14 protein-coding genes are annotated in these 17,522 nt (G+C 59.5%); 9 read left to right on the plus strand and 5 right to left on the minus strand.

Features of this window, described 5'->3' with window-relative positions:
- The first annotated feature begins 33 nt into the window (after nucleotides 1-33).
- The 4 genes from SHEL_RS02770 to SHEL_RS02785 all read left to right on the plus strand — a co-directional run bounded on the left by SHEL_RS02770 (nucleotide 34) and on the right by SHEL_RS02785 (nucleotide 7,508).
- Nucleotides 34-1,044, plus strand: a complete 1,011-nt coding sequence (locus SHEL_RS02770) for a class C sortase (RefSeq protein ID WP_012797732.1) — start codon at nucleotides 34-36, stop codon at nucleotides 1,042-1,044.
- Nucleotides 1,037-1,903: a class C sortase gene (locus SHEL_RS02775; RefSeq protein ID WP_083762200.1), complete on the plus strand. Its 867-nt coding sequence runs from the start codon at nucleotides 1,037-1,039 to the stop codon at nucleotides 1,901-1,903. The genes SHEL_RS02770 and SHEL_RS02775 overlap by 8 nt, the downstream gene beginning before the upstream one ends.
- A 21-nt stretch (nucleotides 1,904-1,924) precedes the next feature.
- Nucleotides 1,925-2,668 carry a pilin N-terminal domain-containing protein gene (locus tag SHEL_RS02780; RefSeq protein WP_012797734.1) on the plus strand — a complete coding sequence of 248 codons (744 nt, stop codon included), beginning with the start codon at nucleotides 1,925-1,927 and terminating at the stop codon, nucleotides 2,666-2,668.
- Between the two features lie 247 nt (nucleotides 2,669-2,915).
- Nucleotides 2,916-7,508 (plus strand): VWA domain-containing protein, encoded by a 4,593-nt coding sequence (locus SHEL_RS02785; protein ID WP_083762201.1) that lies wholly within the window; start codon nucleotides 2,916-2,918, stop codon nucleotides 7,506-7,508.
- Nucleotides 7,509-7,681: 173 nt separating this feature from the next.
- Here the strand turns inward: SHEL_RS02785 and SHEL_RS02790 are convergent, their stop codons facing one another.
- Nucleotides 7,682-8,509, minus strand: a complete 828-nt coding sequence (locus tag SHEL_RS02790) for a M15 family metallopeptidase (protein ID WP_012797736.1) — start codon at nucleotides 8,507-8,509, stop codon at nucleotides 7,682-7,684.
- A 156-nt stretch (nucleotides 8,510-8,665) separates the two neighbouring features.
- On the opposite strand from SHEL_RS02790, the gene SHEL_RS02795 reads away from it, so the two are divergent.
- Nucleotides 8,666-9,394, plus strand: a complete 729-nt coding sequence (locus tag SHEL_RS02795) for a response regulator transcription factor (RefSeq protein WP_012797737.1) — start codon at nucleotides 8,666-8,668, stop codon at nucleotides 9,392-9,394.
- A complete protein-coding gene (locus SHEL_RS02800) occupies nucleotides 9,391-10,608 on the plus strand; it encodes a sensor histidine kinase (RefSeq protein ID WP_012797738.1) in 1,218 nt (405 codons plus the stop codon). Before SHEL_RS02795 ends, SHEL_RS02800 begins: the two co-directional genes overlap by 4 nt.
- A 167-nt stretch (nucleotides 10,609-10,775) precedes the next feature.
- On the opposite strand, the gene SHEL_RS02805 is transcribed toward SHEL_RS02800, so the two are convergent.
- Both SHEL_RS02805 and SHEL_RS02810 read right to left on the minus strand, forming a co-directional pair.
- Nucleotides 10,776-12,038, minus strand: a complete 1,263-nt coding sequence (locus tag SHEL_RS02805; protein ID WP_012797739.1) for a sensor histidine kinase — start codon at nucleotides 12,036-12,038, stop codon at nucleotides 10,776-10,778.
- A complete protein-coding gene (locus SHEL_RS02810) occupies nucleotides 12,035-12,742 on the minus strand; it encodes a response regulator transcription factor (RefSeq protein ID WP_012797740.1) in 708 nt (235 codons plus the stop codon). The genes SHEL_RS02805 and SHEL_RS02810 overlap by 4 nt, the downstream gene beginning before the upstream one ends.
- Before the next feature lie 166 nt (nucleotides 12,743-12,908).
- On the opposite strand from SHEL_RS02810, the gene SHEL_RS02815 reads away from it, so the two are divergent.
- From SHEL_RS02815 to SHEL_RS02825, 3 genes are read left to right on the plus strand one after another with little or no spacing between them, the layout of a single operon-like run.
- The gene (locus SHEL_RS02815; protein ID WP_012797741.1) at nucleotides 12,909-13,808 is read left to right on the plus strand and encodes an ABC transporter ATP-binding protein; all 900 of its coding nucleotides are present in this window, start codon (nucleotides 12,909-12,911) and stop codon (nucleotides 13,806-13,808) included.
- Nucleotides 13,808-14,554 carry an ABC transporter permease gene (locus tag SHEL_RS02820; protein ID WP_012797742.1) on the plus strand — a complete coding sequence of 249 codons (747 nt, stop codon included), beginning with the start codon at nucleotides 13,808-13,810 and terminating at the stop codon, nucleotides 14,552-14,554. The genes SHEL_RS02815 and SHEL_RS02820 overlap by 1 nt, the downstream gene beginning before the upstream one ends.
- A 1-nt stretch (nucleotide 14,555) precedes the next feature.
- Complete coding sequence (locus SHEL_RS02825; RefSeq protein ID WP_012797743.1) at nucleotides 14,556-15,290, plus strand: ABC transporter permease; 735 nt, start codon at nucleotides 14,556-14,558, stop codon at nucleotides 15,288-15,290.
- A gap of 108 nt (nucleotides 15,291-15,398) precedes the next feature.
- Here SHEL_RS02825 and SHEL_RS02830 read toward each other — a convergent pair whose 3' ends face one another.
- Nucleotides 15,399-16,298 (minus strand): M15 family metallopeptidase, encoded by a 900-nt coding sequence (locus SHEL_RS02830; protein WP_012797744.1) that lies wholly within the window; start codon nucleotides 16,296-16,298, stop codon nucleotides 15,399-15,401.
- The gene (locus SHEL_RS02835) at nucleotides 16,298-17,311 is read right to left on the minus strand and encodes an NADase-type glycan-binding domain-containing protein (RefSeq protein WP_041422472.1); all 1,014 of its coding nucleotides are present in this window, start codon (nucleotides 17,309-17,311) and stop codon (nucleotides 16,298-16,300) included. Before SHEL_RS02835 ends, SHEL_RS02830 begins: the two co-directional genes overlap by 1 nt.
- Nucleotides 17,312-17,522 lie beyond the last annotated feature (211 nt).

Here is a 17,522-nt window from a genome sequence, read left to right on the forward strand (position 1 = left end):
TGATGCGCGTCCAGGCTTGCCAGGAGAGAGAGCATGACCCTGAACCTGAAACATATTGATTGGAAAATGGCTGCGTTGGTGGTCTTCTTCCTTATTGGCATCGGGATCATGCTCTATCCATTCGTGTGCAACGCCTACTACCAGTATCAGGCCGACAAGTGGATGGACGAATACTCCGCAGTCATCGAAGATGGTGACAACGAGGAATACGCCCAGGCCATTGCCGAAGCCCAGGAATACAACCAGGTATTGGTTGGTCAGACGGTTCCGGACGTCTTCGCTATTCGCGAAGGCACCACCGATAAAACGTACGAAAGCATGCTCAACGTGCTTGGCAACCAGATCATGGGCTCGATTGAGATTCCTGTTATCGATGTGAACCTGCCCATCTACCACTACTCGACCGTCGAGTCGTTGGAGATGGGCTGCGGACACATCTTCGGCAGCAGTCTGCCCGTGGGCGGTGACAGTTCGCATGCGGTCATTACGGCCCACCGCGGCTTGCCGACTGCGAAGATGTTTACCGACCTGGACCAGCTTGAAAAGGGCGACAAGTTCTACCTCCACATTCTGGACCAGACGCTGGCGTACGAAGTCATCGAGACCGAAACCGTGGCGCCCGATGAGACCCGTTCGCTCGCCATCCAAGAAGGCGAGGACCTGGTCACGCTGGTTACGTGCACGCCTTACGGCGTCAACACGGACCGCCTGCTGGTGCACGCGCAGCGTGTTCCTTACGAACCTGGTGACGAGAACGCGCCGGTCAAGCACCACATGTCGTCGGTTATCGCCAACCTGCTCAAGGGTGCATGCATCCTGGCCGGTGTTCTGGCTGCGACCATTCTGGCTTGGGTGCTGCGCAAGCGCCGCGAACATGCGCGTAGATTGGCGGAATACTCCGTCGGATCGCGTGACGGTGCTGCAGTGGGCGCAGCGTCTGAGACGGATGCACACGAGAACGAGAACGTGTTCTACGAGGTGGACATGCCTCGGACGAACGACGGTCCTTTGGGTACAACCAACTGGAGGAACCTAGATGAGTAAAGGTCGGGGCGGCCACGAGGCGAAGCGCCCGTCAAAACTCATTCCGGTGCTCTTGACGTTGTTCTTCCTGTTCGGGGTGGGCGTTATGGCATATCCGTTCGCGTGCAACGTGGCCAATGAGTACGCAAACGCGCGCGCGGCGGCCGCTTACGGCAATGCAATTGCTGAAACGCCCAACGAGGAAACCCAGGCGGCCTGGGAAGCGGCCCGTGCGTACAACGAGGCGCACACGGCCAACACGATTGTGGACCCGTTCGACGAAGAGGGCGAATACCCCGAATCGGAAGACGGCTATTGGGAAGTGCTCGATCCCACGGGAAACGGTGTCATGGGGTACATCGACATCCCGAAAATCGGGCTGAGGCTGGCTATCTACCACGGCACGAGTGCGAAGGCGCTCGAGCAGGGTGTAGGGCATTTGCAGGGAACGAGCCTGCCAGTCGGCGGTGCCGGGACGCATTGCGTGTTGTCCGGGCACCGCGGGCTGGCCACAGCCAAGTTGTTCACGGACTTGGACCAGCTGGAGGTTGGAGACCAATTCTATCTCCATGTGCTGGACCAGGTGCTCGCCTATGAGGTGGACCAAGTGCTTGTGGTGACGCCTGATCAGGTTGATGCTTTGGCGATTGTCGAAGGCGAAGACCTGGTGACGCTGGTCACGTGCACGCCGTATGCAGTCAACACGCATCGGATGCTTGTGCGGGGCCACAGCGTCGAATACGTGCCGTACGAGGAGCGCACGCCGGTTCAGGCAGCGGCGGCTTTCGAGCCGTGGCAGCTGGCTGTAGCGGGCGGCGTGATCGTGCTGGTGTTGCTGGCGGCATATATCGCGGTCACAAGAAGGCCGTCGAGAAGATAGGACTTAGGGAAGGCAACGGGAATGTTGAAGAGTGAAATGTGCAAGAGCGCGACGGTGCACATGGCCGCTGCGGCTGTGGCAGTCGCGATGGCGGTTATCTTCATGTGCGGCTTACACGGAGCTGCGTATGCTGCAGAGGCGGATGCGGGTGGCGCCGCTTATCGAGGTGAGGCAACGTCGTTGACGCTGGAGATGGTCTACGAGGACAACGGAACGTCCAAGGTCATTCCGGGTGTCACGTCCCAGGCGTACCTGGTTGCCACCCTTGATCAGGCGTCGAACACCTACACGCTGCTGCCCGAATACGCAGCTGTGGGGGCCGATTTCAACACGGAGATGAGCGCATCCAAGATGATGGAATATGCAGCTCAGATGGCCGAAATCGCACAGTCTTCCGGTGCGAAGGGCATCTCTGCGACCTCCGATGCCAAGGGCATAGCGGCATTCGGCAATGTCGAGCCCGGCGTGTACCTGGTGGTTCAGACGGGTCGCACGGGCGAAGCGACCGGCTACAAGAGCTACGACCCGTTCCTGATCAACGTGCCGCAGTTCGAAGACGGCAAGGCAACCTGCGACGTTGTGGCGTACCCGAAGCCCACGCCCGAGAAAGCGCCTGTTCCCGACGAGCCGAAGAAACCTACGCCGCATAAGGCTCCGCAGACGGGTGACGACGTGAACCTGTGGCTTTGGGGCGGCTGCGCCATTGCAGGTGCCGTGATAATCGTGATCGCCCTGATTGCCCGTCGCCGCATCAACAGGGGATAGGCCTGATAACAATCGGTTAGGTTAATGCAGTCTTTGTAAAAAGGCTGCATTTGCTGCAGTTTGGACGGGGATGGTACCGGTTCGTCGACGCCACCTGCATGGCAGGCAGAGCGAATCGACTGAAGACTCCAAAAGCAGTTTGCTGAAAAGAATAAAAAATAGAACGATATACGGGTAGTGAAGTCATACACGCTAAGTATGGGCAATCGAATATGTCCAAAGTCGGATCAAAGCCGACAAGGAGAAGGTGCGCAGCAAGCACGAAATGCGCGCGAAAGGCGTGTTAGTAGGTCTTTTGTCATGCCTGCTTGTAATGTCGCTGGTTCCGGTGGGCGCGTTCTCCTCGGTTGGCGTTGGGCTGGCCTCTGCCGATGAGCTGGAGGAATCGGAAGCGCTTGAGATGGAAACGGCGACCGAAGAGGATGTTGCCGTTCAAGATGAGCAGCCCGAATCGGATGCCGACGTCGAAGGTGTTGACGCGGAGCTCGAAGAAACGGCTGACCTGGAGCTTAAAACCCTGGAGTTCGAGAGCGACGAGCTGGTGGTGACGGCGGTCGAGACCGTAGAGGGCGCATTGCCCGAAGGCGCCAGCATCGAAGTCGTGAACCTGACGCCGAATTCCGTCGAGAACATGGAGGCGTTCGATGCGGGTGGAGCCGAGGCGGAGCAGGCTCAGGCAAACGTCGACGCATATCTGGATGCGATCCAGAAGGTTCAAGAAGATGTCGTAGACGAGGATCGCGCAGTCGCGGGCGCCCTGGTGTATGACATCCGGATTCTTGACGCTGACGGCAATGAGATTGAACCGTCCGACACCATTGCGGTCTCCTTGCAGCAGAAGCAGGCCGTGGAACTTACGGCGGAAGCCACCGATTCCGACGGCATTGAAGTGGCCCACATTTCCGATGACGGAACGGCCGAACCGGTTGACGCGACGGTGGAGACCGACAAGCACGGCTGCGTTGAATCCACCGATTTCGAATCGGACGCATTCTCCCTGTACGTGATTTTCGATACGGACAGCACGTCTCGCAACAAGCCGCAAACCATTGGCGATGTGGGTTGGATTCGTTTCGGCGAAGGGTTGAGCTCGCTGAGCGCCACGAACACGTTGCCTGGGGATGGCAATGATACGAACGGTTGGCGGAAGTATCTCAAGATCAACGTGTATGCGCTTAAGGATGGAAAGAGCTCGTCGTCGCGCAATCCCAGCGACTACGAATTGAAGGACTCGTTCGCCTATCTGAGCTTTTGGGATAACCTCAATGAGGGGTTCACTGTTGAGAGCTGGCAGTTGAGCAGCGACGTTCTATGGACGAGTTTCAGGATGGCTCATACGAGTGAAGCAACGGTCTTCGATGAGCCGAAGATTCAGGACAGCTATTACGCCACCCAAGGCTATGACGTGCTTGGGTGGGACCCTAACATTCTTGGCTTCCATTCGGACACGAATGAGCTGAACGTATACATTGACAATTCGAGCGTGATGCCTCCCACGCCCGCTGAGAGCAAGGGCACGGCGTACATCGTCAGGTATTACCATGCGGATGGCTCGTATAGCCAGGAGGACGGCCTGCTGACCGAACCTGGCCAGACGTTCAGCATCGATCAATCGGGCAAGGTCAACGCTGGCGAAGAATTCTCGGGCATGACCATTACCACGGGCAACCAGGCAATTGAAGCCGACACAAGCGCGGGTACTGCCACCATCAGCTACGATGCGGGCGTGCGCCTGGTCAAAGCGAACGTGTATTACAAAGGGAAGCCCGCGGAAGGCGACGGCCCTGAGGCTGGCAGCGCCGATGGCTTCGACACCGAGATCAAGGACGGTAAGAAAGTCTACGACACGACCCGCGAAGGGCTGCATACCGACAAGAACGCCAGCGTGACGGAGGGCTCGACCGACGGTCGCACCTTCGACCTGACGCTTGAGGCGTGGAATGTCGGCGAGAACATGGCCGATATCGGCATGGTGCTCGACTCGTCCGGCTCCATGGTATGGGCATCCGACAACTTGGAAATGATTCAGAAGAGCAGATCCGACTGGACGTCTTTGATTGGCAATTACACCGAATACCAGTATTTGTCTCAGGATCAGGTTGATAAGATTCTGGACAAAACGAAGACTGACAACTCCAAGCTGAATTACAACGGGTATTACTACTATGTATATGATCCGGTTTCGACTGTGCTGGAGTACGTGCCGTTGGGGTATGCTGATGGGACAACTGGGGCTAACGGAGCGTTCGTCATGGACGGGCACACCATGGCAACTTGTCCGATTTCGCACCAAAGGGGTTGGTACTACGTAAACTCTGCAAGCAAAGATGTGTATGCGCAGAATGAGCCATATACCGCTAAAGAATACCGTGGCGCACAAGATGGATACTATGCTGGAGAAACGCACTGGCTGCCCAATCCGGGAAACAGTTCTGCAAAGTTCTATATCGACAACTCCGGCACTCTAAAATGCCGCTTCCAATTTGTTCAAAATAGCTGCTCGCCTGTATACATGAAGGCTGATGAAGCATCCACGAAATCCGAGGTTTTGCAGAACTCTATTGCACGATTTGCAGCAACGCTGGGCTATCTGTCTCCTGGAAGCCAGATTGCCATGACCCGATTCAGCGTGGATACGTTCTCCAATGCTGAATGCGCACTGTTGAACTGGACGAATGATACTGGTGAAGTGACTGCGGCGATGAACCAGGAGTACGGTAATCCGCTGGCAGAAGGCGGTAGGGCCAACCAGACCTTGGACGGATTGAGGGTGTACAACTATGGCATCACGGGCTCCACGCACACGTATCGCGGCATTGAATCGTACATCGAGAATATGACGAACGGGGCGTCCGGAGGTTACGTTCCCAATGCGCCCCAAGGAAACAATTCCAGGTATTTGATCATCTTCACGGACGGCAAGGACAACTCGGGCAATCTGCAGAAGTCGATGGATGATACTGACGCTTTGAAAAACAACGGATACACGATTATCACTGTGCTCATGCAATCGGCCGGCATGACATCCGAAGACGTTGAACACTCGACGACGTTCTTGAAGCGACTGGCATCCAGTAACGCTTCAGGTGAAAAGTATTTCTACACGGCCATGTACAACGACCCGGAAGGCCTTGTGAAGGTGTTCCAAGATATCGCTCACGAAATCGCCAAGCCGCTGCAGGGGTATACGGTGCAGGACTACATCGACCCCAGGTTCGACCTGCTCGATGAAGAAGGCAACCCCATGACGGTGCTGAACGAGGATGGCACCTTCCCTGAGCGCGTTATCACGACTGCGGACGGAAAGCGCGCGATGCTTGCTTACGATACCGACAAGAAGATGTTCTACATCAAGTGGGAAGAGCAGGAGATTCCGACCTCAGCGGTGAACGCCGACAAGGCCATGCTGTGGACGTCGACCATCACCCTGCGCGCGAAGGACGACTTCATCGGCGGTAACGAGATTCTGTCCAACGGCAACGAGTCCGGTCAGAACAAGGTGTTCGACCCCGAGAACTCCCACAACCCCAGCAAGGACTTCCCCAAGACCACGGTGGACCCTGCGGTGCTGAATACGGATGTGGCGCACTATGAGGACACGGTGTTCTTGGGCGAGACCATCGTTCCGGCAACGGTGCTTTCCGATTATGTCGACTCAAAGATTGCGGATGGTGATTTGTATTTGGAGTACCTGGATCGCGCAGGCGACCAGGACAGGCAGGATTACATCGCCAAGCTGAAATCCGACGGCACGGTTACCATCGATTACCGTTATCTGGCAAAGGACGGCGATGATACGTCTTATGCGGGTGGGAACAAGCACGAAGGCGACGTCATCGGCACGCTGACATACACGTGGGAGCCGGTCACCGTGACGGAAGAGCCTGCGGCTCGCACGCCTGACGGAAATGAGTCCGCGGGCAACGCCTGGCGTTCGACCAGCGGTTTCGAAACCGACCAGACAGATACGCCTTACGGCTATCGCTTGCGCGTGACCTATACGCCGAAGAGCGTCGCCGACCGTGTGAACCCGGTGAAGAGCATGATCGACAACACGAAGCGCTTGCGTGAAGATGTCGGCACGCCGACTACGGAGCCGGTGAACGTCGATGCCTATCAGGTGTTCAACGTGGTGGAAGGCAAGATTCTTATCGAGAAGAAGATTGCGACCAAGTTTATCGAATCCGTTACGGAAGCAAACGGCAAAGGCACGTTCATCTTCACGTTGAAGAAGGACGGCAATAACTTCGGGACGTACACCCTGGACATCACGAATCCGAGCTCGGATTGGAAGCAGAAGGTCGAAGGCGATTACACCCTGATTTACCAATGGGTGGACGATCTGCCGCAGGGCGTGTACACCCTGAGCGAATCCATCGACCAAGGCAGCTTCATGACCGCAAGCATTCAGGCTGTGACCGTTGATTCGGATGACGACGCAACAGGCAAGCTGAACGGCTTCAGCAATTACGTCGAGAACACGGCCGATTACGCTGCGAAGTACACGAACACGACGTCTGACGAAACCAACGTGGCGACGTGGTATATCGGCAAGGTGCAGGATTCGGTCCCGGGCACGTGCTCGTATGAGGCCACCGAGCCTACGCTTGCAAGCGTTCTTGACTCCGCGTACGACGTCGACCCGGCGAAGGTCGCTGATGACACCACCGCCAAGAACTATCTGAATGCTCAGGTGGGCGAGGGTGTGGTCGAAAACACCCTGGTGTACAACCTGCCTGCAGCAGGCGGACCGGGCGTGTATCCGTTCTTGCTGGTTGGTTCGTTCGTCGCGGCGTTCATGTTCTTGCGTCTGCGTGACAACCGCCGTCTAGCTGCATAGCAAGCACCCGAATGCGGCAACGTTCTGCGCCCTGGGATGGACATCCGTCCCAGGGCGCAGTTGGTTTCAGTTCCATGTTTTGAGGGTCTTTCGACGGTGGATTGCGGCGGCCGCGAAGGATGTCGCTGGGTATTTGGCAATCGACTCGCGCGATGCAGGTGCGTCTAGGTCGGCTAGCTGGGCAGGTCGGCGAGGTATTCTTCCAGACATTGGCCGCTCTCGTGCATGTCCCGAGCCGCGTCTTCTCCAACATACCGAAAATGCCAGGGCTCGTAGTCGATTCCGGTCAAGTCTTCTTTCCCTTGCGGATACCGCAGGATCCAGCCGTACTCCCAACTGTGCTCGGCCATCCACTGATGGACCGCCGTGTTGGTTTCCCATGTGCCCTGCTCGCTGGTCACGTCAATGGCCAGACCCGTTTCGTGCTCGCTTGTTCCAGGTTCGGCGACAGTCCTGAGCGCCTGCTGCCGGGCTTCCTTTTCCGTCAGGCCCGCCGCCGTGCCTTCTGCAATCTTGGCGTCAAGCACTTGTTGTTGCCGTTCTCGGGATCGGTATGACGAGTTCACCTTCGGCCGAAGGCCGGCGGAACGGGCATCGTCGAACATGCGCTGCAGGTCAGGATAGCAACGCTCGTCCACAAACTGGCCGTCGCGCAGCTCGATCAAGTCAGGTTCGGTGGGTTCCATTGGGTTGTCGGCGTTTACCAGCACCAGCCGCCAGTCATCCTGGCCGCCGGGCTTGTTGTCGAACCACGACGACACGCACCCCGCGGGTCCTGTCGTGAAGGCCTCCGAGTTCGCATCCCGGTTCGACATATCCACTAGGGCAGCACCTATGCCGACGGCGATGGCCACCACGAAAACCAGGCAGGTCAGTAGGATCTTCGTCAGCAGACGACGCCGCCAGCTCGAAGCCGGCGTATGCGCATGCATCGTCTCAACGTTTCGATGGCGGTTGTAGTGGGAGCCGTACCTGGAGTAGTTTTGAACGTTTTCGTCCATACGCACCTCCTCGTGTCCAGCCGTATGGATTCGTTCACAAGGTACGCGCAGGCCGCCTTAATCTTCCCATGTCAAACCCTTATCTTTTCCTTAAGATTCCATTGCGGGCCGGTTACGCGCTCGGCATTGCGCGCGCACCTCGGATACAATGGCGTCATGAACGCGAATCCGAACAGCGCATCCAGGCCAAAAATCCTGGTCGTCGACGACGACCAGGGCATCACGACGCTTGTCGCCGAGGTACTGGCCAGCGCGGGCATGGACGCCGCAGCTTGCCATTCCGGCTACGATGCCTTGGACGTGTTCGCCAAGGAACCTTTCGATTTGGTGCTGATCGACATCATGATGCCCGGTATGGACGGTTTTGAGCTGTGTGCGAACCTGCGCCAGGTGACCGATGCCCCCATCGTGTTCCTGACCGCGAAGGATGGCGAAAGCGACCTGGTCGTGGGCCTTTCCCTTGGTGCCGACGACTACATCGTCAAACCCTTCCGTCCGCGCGAGCTCGTCGCCCGCATTCGGGCCAGGCTTCGTACGCCGAGTGCAGGTGCGTTCGAACCGTCGGACGTGGTGGTTACGAGGGACTTCGACATAAACCGTCGCACCCACGAGGCAATGCTCCATGGCTGCCGGCTTGATCTGACGCCCAAGGAATTCGCTGTGCTGCTGCATCTGGCGGAGCGCGCGGGCGAGCCTGTTTCGGCCCGCGACCTGTACGAACGCGCGTGGGGTGAAACGTACGACGCGTCAGCCGGCAACACCGTCATGGTCCATATTCGGCACCTTCGCAAGAAGTGCGCCGATGTCGATTCGTCGCAAACGTTCATCGACACCGTATGGGGAGTGGGCTATCGGCTGCACGGTCCGCAAAGGAGCACTGCATGACGTCGAACGGAGCAGAAAAGAACGTGCAGGGGCAGGCGCTTCGGCGCAGCCTGTATGTGACGCTTGCCGCTTGGACTGCACTGTACATCCTGGTTTTTCTGGCCGCCGTCGCCTACTTCGAGTTTTCCGAAAAGGGCGAGGTGGCGGAGATGATTGCCGCCCGCACCTCGACGTACTACGTGCTGAAAGAAGACGAGGCGGAAGACTACCTTGAGACACTGGACGTGCCGCGAGGGAATTTCCAAACCGTGAGCAGCAACGACGGCGAGGTGGTCGTACGTGACCTGACCACATATTATTTTATCCGGTCGCTTAAGTGGCCCATTGCCGTGGCGGTGTTCTTCATCGGATACGTGGTGGTCGTGTGTCTGCTGATAACCAGATCGGTGGGGTATTTCAACGAGCTTTCGGAGGCCCTTGCAGGGGTTGTGCGGCACAGGGACCAGCCGGTGCGGCTGTCTCGCGAGCTGGCGGTTATCCAAGGCGAGCTGAACGAGGTTCGCGAAGCGGCGCTGGCGGACGAACGCGCGGCAGGCGAGGCCGAGCGGCGCAAAAACGAGCTGGTTGCATATCTGGCGCACGACATCCGCACGCCCCTCACGTCGGTGGTGGGGTATCTGTCCCTGATGAACGAAGCCCCCGATCTGCCCGACGAGCAGCGCAAACGATATGTGTCAGCTGCGCTTGCAAAGGCGGAGCTGCTGGATACTTTGACGGCGGAGTTTTTCGAGATCACACGGTACAATCTGGCGACCATTCCCATCGAGCGGACGGATGTGGGTGTGCGGCTGTTTTTGGAGCAGATCGCCGAGGAATTCCTTCCCGAAATGCAGCGTCGCTCCATTACGTCACGCGTTGATGCGCTTGAGGATGCCGAGATTCGCATCGACCCCGACAAGATGGCCCGCGCCATCGGAAACGTCGTACGCAACGCAGTGGCTTATGCCGACGACGGTTCGGAAGTGGTGCTTTCGGCACGACGGGCAGACGATGCAGGGTGGGAGATCGTCGTTTCTGACCAGGGCAGGGAGATTGCGCCCGAGCATCTGGAGAGCATCTTCGACCGATTCTACCGCGAGGATAATGCGCGCTCGTCAAGCGGCAATGCGGGGCTCGGGCTTGCAATCGCCAAGGAAATCGTCGAGGCTCATGGCGGCTCCATTCGTGCTGAAAGCGCCGACGGCACCACCCGCTTCATTATCCTGCTGCCTTAGTGGCGCGGCTTTTGCATCGCGTTTGCTTTCCGCGGTGGGCGAACAGTCCTGAAGCCGATGCTGGATGTCCGGTCAAGCCTTGTGGAGTCTGGAAACGACAGGTATCCGCGTCTGGGTCCACAACTTTTGCCGAAAACGGCCTTTTCGGGGAAAGGAACTGCATCGCATCACGGAGCAAGCGGCAGACGGATCTCGACGCGTGTGCCGCCGCCTTCGGATTCCATGAAGCGCGCCTCACCTCTGCAGGAAGATGCGATGCGGCGGACTATGACCAGGCCAAGGCCGTGTTCGGGCAAGTCGCCTGACGGCGGGCGTTTCAGCTCGTGGAGCATGTCGGCGTCAAGGCCTCGCCCGTCGTCTTCCACCGTGAGCAGACAGCTACGCTTGCGGAAGATCCTTCGGGGCGCTTCAGTCAGGCTTATGTGCACCGAGCAGCCATTGGGATTGTGGCGAACGCTGTTCCTTACGAGGTTGACCACCATGCGCCGGAACAGCGATGCGCTCCCCATGACCGCAAACGTCTCGGCGCGCTTGTCCACATCGACCGTGATGGGGTGCAGGCCGTCCGCATCGTCGTTCATCGCATCGACGGCAACGGCGCGCACGATGGGTGCGAGCATGACCGGTTCGGCATCAACCGGCTCCATGGCATAGCTCAGCCGGTTGGCTGCGTTCAGGTCGCCGACCAGGGAGGCGACATCGCCGATCTTGGACGCTATCCGCGAAGCCCGAGCCCTTCGGCTTTCGTCAAGCACGTCGTCGCCCGCCAGCGTGTCGGCGTCGGCAAGCGCCACAGCCAACGGCGTGCGCACGTCATGGCTCACAGCGGCGACCCATTCCCTACGGGCATGGTCGCGTTCGGCCCATGACCTGCGCGCATATCCTCTCACCACGACGATGGCCACTATCACGTTGGCCGCGAACAACGCCACGAACAGTATTCCTGTCAGCACGATGGTGTTCATGTTGGTGCTGAAGCTGTACTTCCACTCCGCCCCCTTGGGCGAGCCCATCACCAATATGCCGTCGTCCCGGACGCGTGTCACCACCGGGTAGTCAGACAGGTACCAACGGGAGAAAGACGCCACGTCTGACATGGTGTAGTGCCGGGGCACGTCTTCGGGCAGGTCGAAGGCCCATACGACGGAACCCTCCTCGTCGATGAGCATCGCCCACTGCTCGCGCGTGCGCAGTGCGGCGCTCACGTCGTCGGGCAACGTGTATTCGCCTTGTTCCAATGTAAGGCCGTCGGCAAGCTGCTCCATGTTGGGCGGCGCCAAAAAGCTCCTCTCGTCGTGGAGCGAGCCAGACAGGGTCGTGAACACCAGCATGACCAGCACATTCACGACGAGCGCTGCAAAGGCGAAGCCCACGGCGAATTCTACGATGCGTAGCCCCTCGCGGGCCTTCGCCAAAAGCGGCCGCCTCATCGGGAACCGTCCTTGGCCAGGCGGTACCCAAGTCCGCGTACGGTCAGAATCCACTGCGGGTCGGACGGGTCGTCTTCTATCTTCTCGCGAAGACGTCGCACGTGGACCATAAGCGCGTTGGCGTATCCAAAGCTGGTGCCCCACACGGCCTGGGCCAAGTCGTCGCTGGTCACAATGGACCCACGGCTTCGCACGAGCCGGCTGAGCAGGGCGTGTTCCTTAGCGGTAAGCGTTTCGCCCGACCCGTCGGCACGCGTGACTTCGCCTGACCCCAGGTCCACGGTGCAGTCTCCGAGAGCCACAAGGTGCGGCTCCGCGGCGGCGCCATAGGTGCGCTTCAGTACGGCTGCAAGACGAAGCACCAGTTCACGAGGGAGAAACGGCTTGGTGATGTAGTCGTCCGCACCCAGGCCGAGACCTCTCAGCCGGGCCTCGTCCTCGTCGCGGGCCGACACGATGATCGCAGGGGCCTGGCTTGTCTGGCGAACGGTTCGCAGCAGGTCGAAGCCGTTTCCGTCGGGTAGCATCACATCAATCAGCATGGCGTCGGGCGACCACGTGGCAATGGCCCTGAGCGCGTCGGCAACCGTGCCCGCATGGCGCACCTGGCGCCAACCTTCCCGCGCGACAAGCTCGCAGATGACATCGCGAAGCGACGGGTCGTCTTCGATCACGAGTATGCGCGCATCGTATATATCTCGCATGAGTTCCCTTCCGTTTGCGGCTCTTACCAGCCATTATCCACAACCGCGACGCCTTTTCGGGGCAAGCTTGCGAAACGTAAGGTTGCCGAAAGATACACGCAAGCTCACCGCAAGCGGCACCTGCCACCATGGGGCATGCTCAGATAAACCGAGAAAAGGAGACGAAATGGAAGCGAGCATTGCAACCCATGGTTTGACAAAGGCCTATGGGGACGTGGAAGTCGTCAGCGGGCTGGACATGGTGGTGCCCGCAGGATCGGTGTACGGTTTTCTGGGGCCGAACGGCGCAGGAAAAACCACCACGATGAAGATGCTGCTGGGGCTTGTGCACGCCTCATCGGGCACATCCACGGTGTTGGGGGAAACGGTTTCCGAAAAGACCCGCACGAAGCTGAACGCCCGGATCGGGTCGCTTATCGAAAACCCCAGCTGCTATCCGCACCTTACCGCGCGGGAGAACCTCGAAATCGTCCGCAGCCTGCGGGGGCTTCCCGAATCGGCCATCGACGAGGCGCTTGCCACCGTTCATCTTACGGGCACGGGCACCAAGCCGGTGCGCGCGTTCAGCTTAGGCATGCGGCAACGCCTAGGCCTGGCCACGGCTCTCATGGGGCGGCCCGAGTTGCTGCTTCTGGACGAACCCACCAACGGGCTCGACCCTGCGGGCATCCAGGAGATTCGCGAACTCATACGCGCGCTGCCCGGCGAATACGGATGCACCGTGCTGGTGTCGAGCCATCTGCTTTCGGAAATCGACCAGATGAGCGACCATGTGGGCATCATCTCGCGCGGCCGCATGGTGTGGCAGGGTCCTATGGGCAACCTGCACGCCCAGGCGCGCCGATGGCTGTCGCTGCGCACGACCGACAACGAGCGCGCGGCGCAATTGCTGGGCGCTTCGTACGGCAACGAGGGTTGGCTCAATGTGGTGGCGGCCGACGATGATCTTGTCGCCTGGATGACGTTGTTGCTGGCTGCGCATGGCATCGCCGTTTTGCGTCTTGAGGAGCGCCGCGAAGACCTGGAGGACATCTTCCTGCAGCTGACGGGGAAGGGGGCGCTGTAATGAGCTACTTGGGTCTGGAATTCTCGAAGATCAAGCGCAAGCGTGTTCTGCTTATGGCGGTGCTTCTTGTGGCTGCTGCGTTGGCCTGGGTGCTCATGGGCGCCTGGCAAGACGGCGAGGGAAGCGAACTGGGCTGGTCGGGGATGTTTTTCTCGATGCCGGTCATCAATTGCGTGCTGATGTCGCTGTTGGCAACGGTGGTTGCGTCGCGCGTGGTGGACGTTGATCATGAAGCCGGCGCTTTCAAACAGCTGCTGTGCCTGCAGTCGACCGGCGGGCTGCTTGCCGCCAAACTTGCGTGCGCGGTTCTGATCATGGTGTTTGCGGTCACGCTCGAGCTTGCGGGCGTGTTCGTCATCGGCCAGGCGATGAGGTTTCCTTCCGTTCCGGGGTTTTTCGCATGGGCGTCGCTGTTTGCGTCGCAGCTCGCAGCCAGCGTCTGCATGCTGATTCTGGTTGGCGTCGTGGCCCTGAAATGGGAGAACCAGTTCGTGGCCGTGGCCGTGGGGTTGGCTCTGTCGTTGGCGGGTCTGTTCTCGAACTTCTTGCCGACGGCGCTGCAACGCCTGGTGCCTTCGGGTTATTTCACGCTGCTTTCGACGTTGCGGATCGACTGGAATGCGGAATCCACCGCGCCTGTGTTCTACCAGAGTGCGGTTCCGTGGCCGGATTACGTGATTGTCGTGCTGGTCTGCGTTGCGGTGTGCGCATTGGGCGTCGCGGTTTTCTCCAGAAAGGAGCACTAACATGAGGACCTCTGCAATCCGGGCCGAGCTGATCAAACTCAGGCGAGCTCCCATCTGGGTGGCGTTCGTCGCGCTGCCGCTCATCGCTGCGGCCATCGGCACGTTCAATTACGAAAGCAACATCGAGATTCTGCAGCTCGGTTGGCTGGATCTATGGACGCAGCACACGTTGTTTTTGAGCATGTTCTTCCTTCCGGCTTTGGTGGGCGCTTCGTGTTCGTGGCTCATGCGGCTGGAGCATTCCGGCGGCAACTGGAACCTGCTGGTGGCGTCGCCTGTCGGCGTGATGCGGCTGATTCTTGCGAAACTGCTGGTCGGATGGCTCATGTTGGGAGTTGGCCTTGTTGCAGTGGGTGCGCTCTTCGTGGGCTTCGGCAAGCTGGCGGGCATGTCCGGCATGCCTGATGCGCAGTATGCCGTGTGGCTGCTGTTCGCCTGGGTGGGCGGTATTGCGTGCGTTGCGTGGCAGTTGTTCTTCTCGTTGGTCATTCGCAGCTTCGCAGCGCCGGTCGGCATTGCGGTCGCAGGCGGTCTTGCAGGTTTCTTCATGTATGCCCGTGGAATTTGGTTCGCATGTCCGTATTCCCTCATGACCAGGGCTTTGAACAGCAATGGTATTGAAGCTTTGACTTCGGGCGATGCCGTCGTGCTTGTGGTGGTGGCGGTTTTGTACACGGCTGTCGCGGTAGGCTCGTCGGTGTTCCTCCTCTCGAAAAGCGACGTTCGCGGCGCGTAACGCTCGTTCGGGCGGACGCGGCAGCCCGCCGCCGCATGTGACAAACACCCGAATCTTGCTTGTCGCATTTCGTGTGCATCGACCTGCGTCGAGGCAGCGGGGCGAGCGCTACAGGTGGTACTCGAAGTGCTGGTAGTCGATGGGGTCGGTCCAGTCGCCGCCCCAGACGAAGCCCGCCTCGGCGAACAGCTGGAAGCATAAATCGCCGCGGTTGATCTTGTAGTCGAAGTCGCGGCTGCGGTCGGCGTACTGCGCGGCGGAGGCCGGCGCGATGGAGCCCTGGGCCACCTTCACATAGGGGTTGTAGTAGGGGTTGATGTCGATGGCTAGCCCCTGCGCGTGGTATGACATGACCGTCGTGCCGGGTATGACACGGAAGTTGAACGCCGAGGTGTTGTTGTCTTCCATGGACGCGTCGTCGTCGGCGCCGTAGTCGTCCACCAGGTGCATCTTCTCGATGGGGTAGCCCGCGCGGTACAGCTCGTGGAATATGCCGCACACATCGTCGGCCACGGCCGCGTTCATGACCAGCTCACCGATGAGGATGCGCCCTTCGATGTCCACGTGCAGCACGCGGATGTAGCGAAGGTCCTCGCGCGGCACGGCGCAATCCTCCTTGTAGGAAAGGCCGTACATGCGCTGGAACAGGGCATCGTCGATTTCCGTCACGTAGAAGCAGGCGTCCTCGCCGTATGCGGCCACCTGGTCGGCGGAAAGCTGGGTGCCCGCCGGCAGGCTGGCCAAATCCGGTAACGGCGGCTGGGGCATGCGGTCGGATACTGCCTCGGCGGTGCTTGGCAAGTCGATGTGCGAAGCGGATTGGCGGTTGGCTGCGACGGTTTCTGCACGCTGCAGCACCTGTTCGAAAACGGGGTCGAAAGTTGCCGCGTCAAAGGTGTTTTCGGCATGCGCGGCGCAACCGAACAGCAGCGTGCACGTTGCCAGCGCCGCTGCAAAAATGGGACAAAGGGGACTGTCCCCTTTGTCCCAATGTGCATGCTTCGGCATCAGTAGAACTTGATCTCGGCGAAGGAGCAGTCGTTGTACATCGAACCCGTGTACACCGAGTCGATGGTGATGCGGACCGACGTTGTGGCCACGGGCTGGCTCAGTGTAATGGTCTGCCACGCCCCCATGGTGTCGGAAAGCGTGGTGCTGACTGACGTGCCGTCGCTGAACGTGATGGTGATGTCCCGCGGGCGGTTGTTGTTGTAATAGACCTCGTCGGATTTGGGGTAGCCGCCGACGATGTCGATGCTGCTCACCAGCTGCGGCGAGCTGGCGGAAAACTCGAGCCATTCCCCGGAGCCGTCCCCGTCGGCGCCTTCGTTCCACGCGGTGCTCGGGTTGTCGTCGATGGTGTTGTTCTTTCCGTAATACGAGGTCACCGAGTCGCCGGGCAGTTCTGAGGATTCGGAAAGGTCCGTAAACACGGGCGGAGTTTGGGCTTGGATCTCAGGTTCGGGTGCAGGTTCGGGCTCGGGTGCGGCCGCAGCTTCGGCCTCGACGGCCGCTTCCTCTTCAGCCTTGGCCTTCTCTTCCGCCTCGGCTTCGGCCTCGGCCTTGGCAGCGTCCTCTTCTTCGGCCGCCTTCTCCTCGTCGTCTTTGTTCTTCACGGTTTCGGTCTTGGTTTTGTCGGCGTCGTCGTTTTTGGAGCCGCTGTCATCAGGCGCGATAACGAACATGACCACCGCTGCGATGGCTGCGATCAGAATGACCGCGGCGGCCGCCACTGCGATGATCGTGCTGCGCTTGGGGCCTTCGGGTGAGGGCATGGGCGGATCCACATATCCGGTGTTGGTCCCCATAGGCATGGTGCCGTCGTCGTAGGAATAGCCGCACTGCAGGCAGAACCTGTTCGTGCCCACGCGGGGCGTTCCGCAGTTGGGGCAAGTGCCCGGCCCTGCGGGTTGGGCGGATTGCGCTGCGGACGTCGGGGCGGTCGAGCTGCCGCATTTGGTACAAAACGGCTGGCCCTCGGCAATGGGTGCGCCGCAATTCGTGCAGAACGAGTTTGCCATGGTGGCTCCTGGGGTTAGTTGGCTGTACGTTCGTTCCATTCTAACACTGACAAACGCGGCAACGGCGAACGTGAACGAATACGCGGCATCGGAAGCCCTTGCGCGGCAGGTGTCGCCGCCAAGCTGAGGGCTTGTTCTGGATCGTCTTCGGCATTGGTCTAATTCTCGAACAAAACCGCACCTGATGCACGCAGTCGGGCTTCAGGTGCGT

Origin of the sequence: Slackia heliotrinireducens DSM 20476 (assembly GCF_000023885.1) — a bacterium.
In the GTDB taxonomy this organism is placed as follows: Bacteria; Actinomycetota; Coriobacteriia; order Coriobacteriales; family Eggerthellaceae; genus Slackia; species Slackia heliotrinireducens.

What these genes read in the sequence shown, in the direction of transcription:
- SHEL_RS02835 (WP_041422472.1), bottom strand. Translation starts at nt 17,311, where the DNA reads ATGGCAAACTCGTTCTGCACGAATTGCGGCGCACCCATTGCCGAGGGC.
- SHEL_RS02795 (WP_012797737.1), top strand. Translation starts at nt 8,666, where the DNA reads ATGAACGCGAATCCGAACAGCGCATCCAGGCCAAAAATCCTGGTCGTC.
- SHEL_RS02780 (WP_012797734.1), top strand. Translation starts at nt 1,925, where the DNA reads ATGTTGAAGAGTGAAATGTGCAAGAGCGCGACGGTGCACATGGCCGCT.
- SHEL_RS02775 (WP_083762200.1), top strand. Translation starts at nt 1,037, where the DNA reads ATGAGTAAAGGTCGGGGCGGCCACGAGGCGAAGCGCCCGTCAAAACTC.
- SHEL_RS02820 (WP_012797742.1), top strand. Translation starts at nt 13,808, where the DNA reads ATGAGCTACTTGGGTCTGGAATTCTCGAAGATCAAGCGCAAGCGTGTT.
- SHEL_RS02805 (WP_012797739.1), bottom strand. Translation starts at nt 12,038, where the DNA reads ATGAGGCGGCCGCTTTTGGCGAAGGCCCGCGAGGGGCTACGCATCGTA.
- SHEL_RS02810 (WP_012797740.1), bottom strand. Translation starts at nt 12,742, where the DNA reads ATGCGAGATATATACGATGCGCGCATACTCGTGATCGAAGACGACCCG.
- SHEL_RS02825 (WP_012797743.1), top strand. Translation starts at nt 14,556, where the DNA reads ATGAGGACCTCTGCAATCCGGGCCGAGCTGATCAAACTCAGGCGAGCT.
- SHEL_RS02770 (WP_012797732.1), top strand. Translation starts at nt 34, where the DNA reads ATGACCCTGAACCTGAAACATATTGATTGGAAAATGGCTGCGTTGGTG.
- SHEL_RS02790 (WP_012797736.1), bottom strand. Translation starts at nt 8,509, where the DNA reads ATGGACGAAAACGTTCAAAACTACTCCAGGTACGGCTCCCACTACAAC.
- SHEL_RS02800 (WP_012797738.1), top strand. Translation starts at nt 9,391, where the DNA reads ATGACGTCGAACGGAGCAGAAAAGAACGTGCAGGGGCAGGCGCTTCGG.
- SHEL_RS02815 (WP_012797741.1), top strand. Translation starts at nt 12,909, where the DNA reads ATGGAAGCGAGCATTGCAACCCATGGTTTGACAAAGGCCTATGGGGAC.
- SHEL_RS02830 (WP_012797744.1), bottom strand. Translation starts at nt 16,298, where the DNA reads ATGCCGAAGCATGCACATTGGGACAAAGGGGACAGTCCCCTTTGTCCC.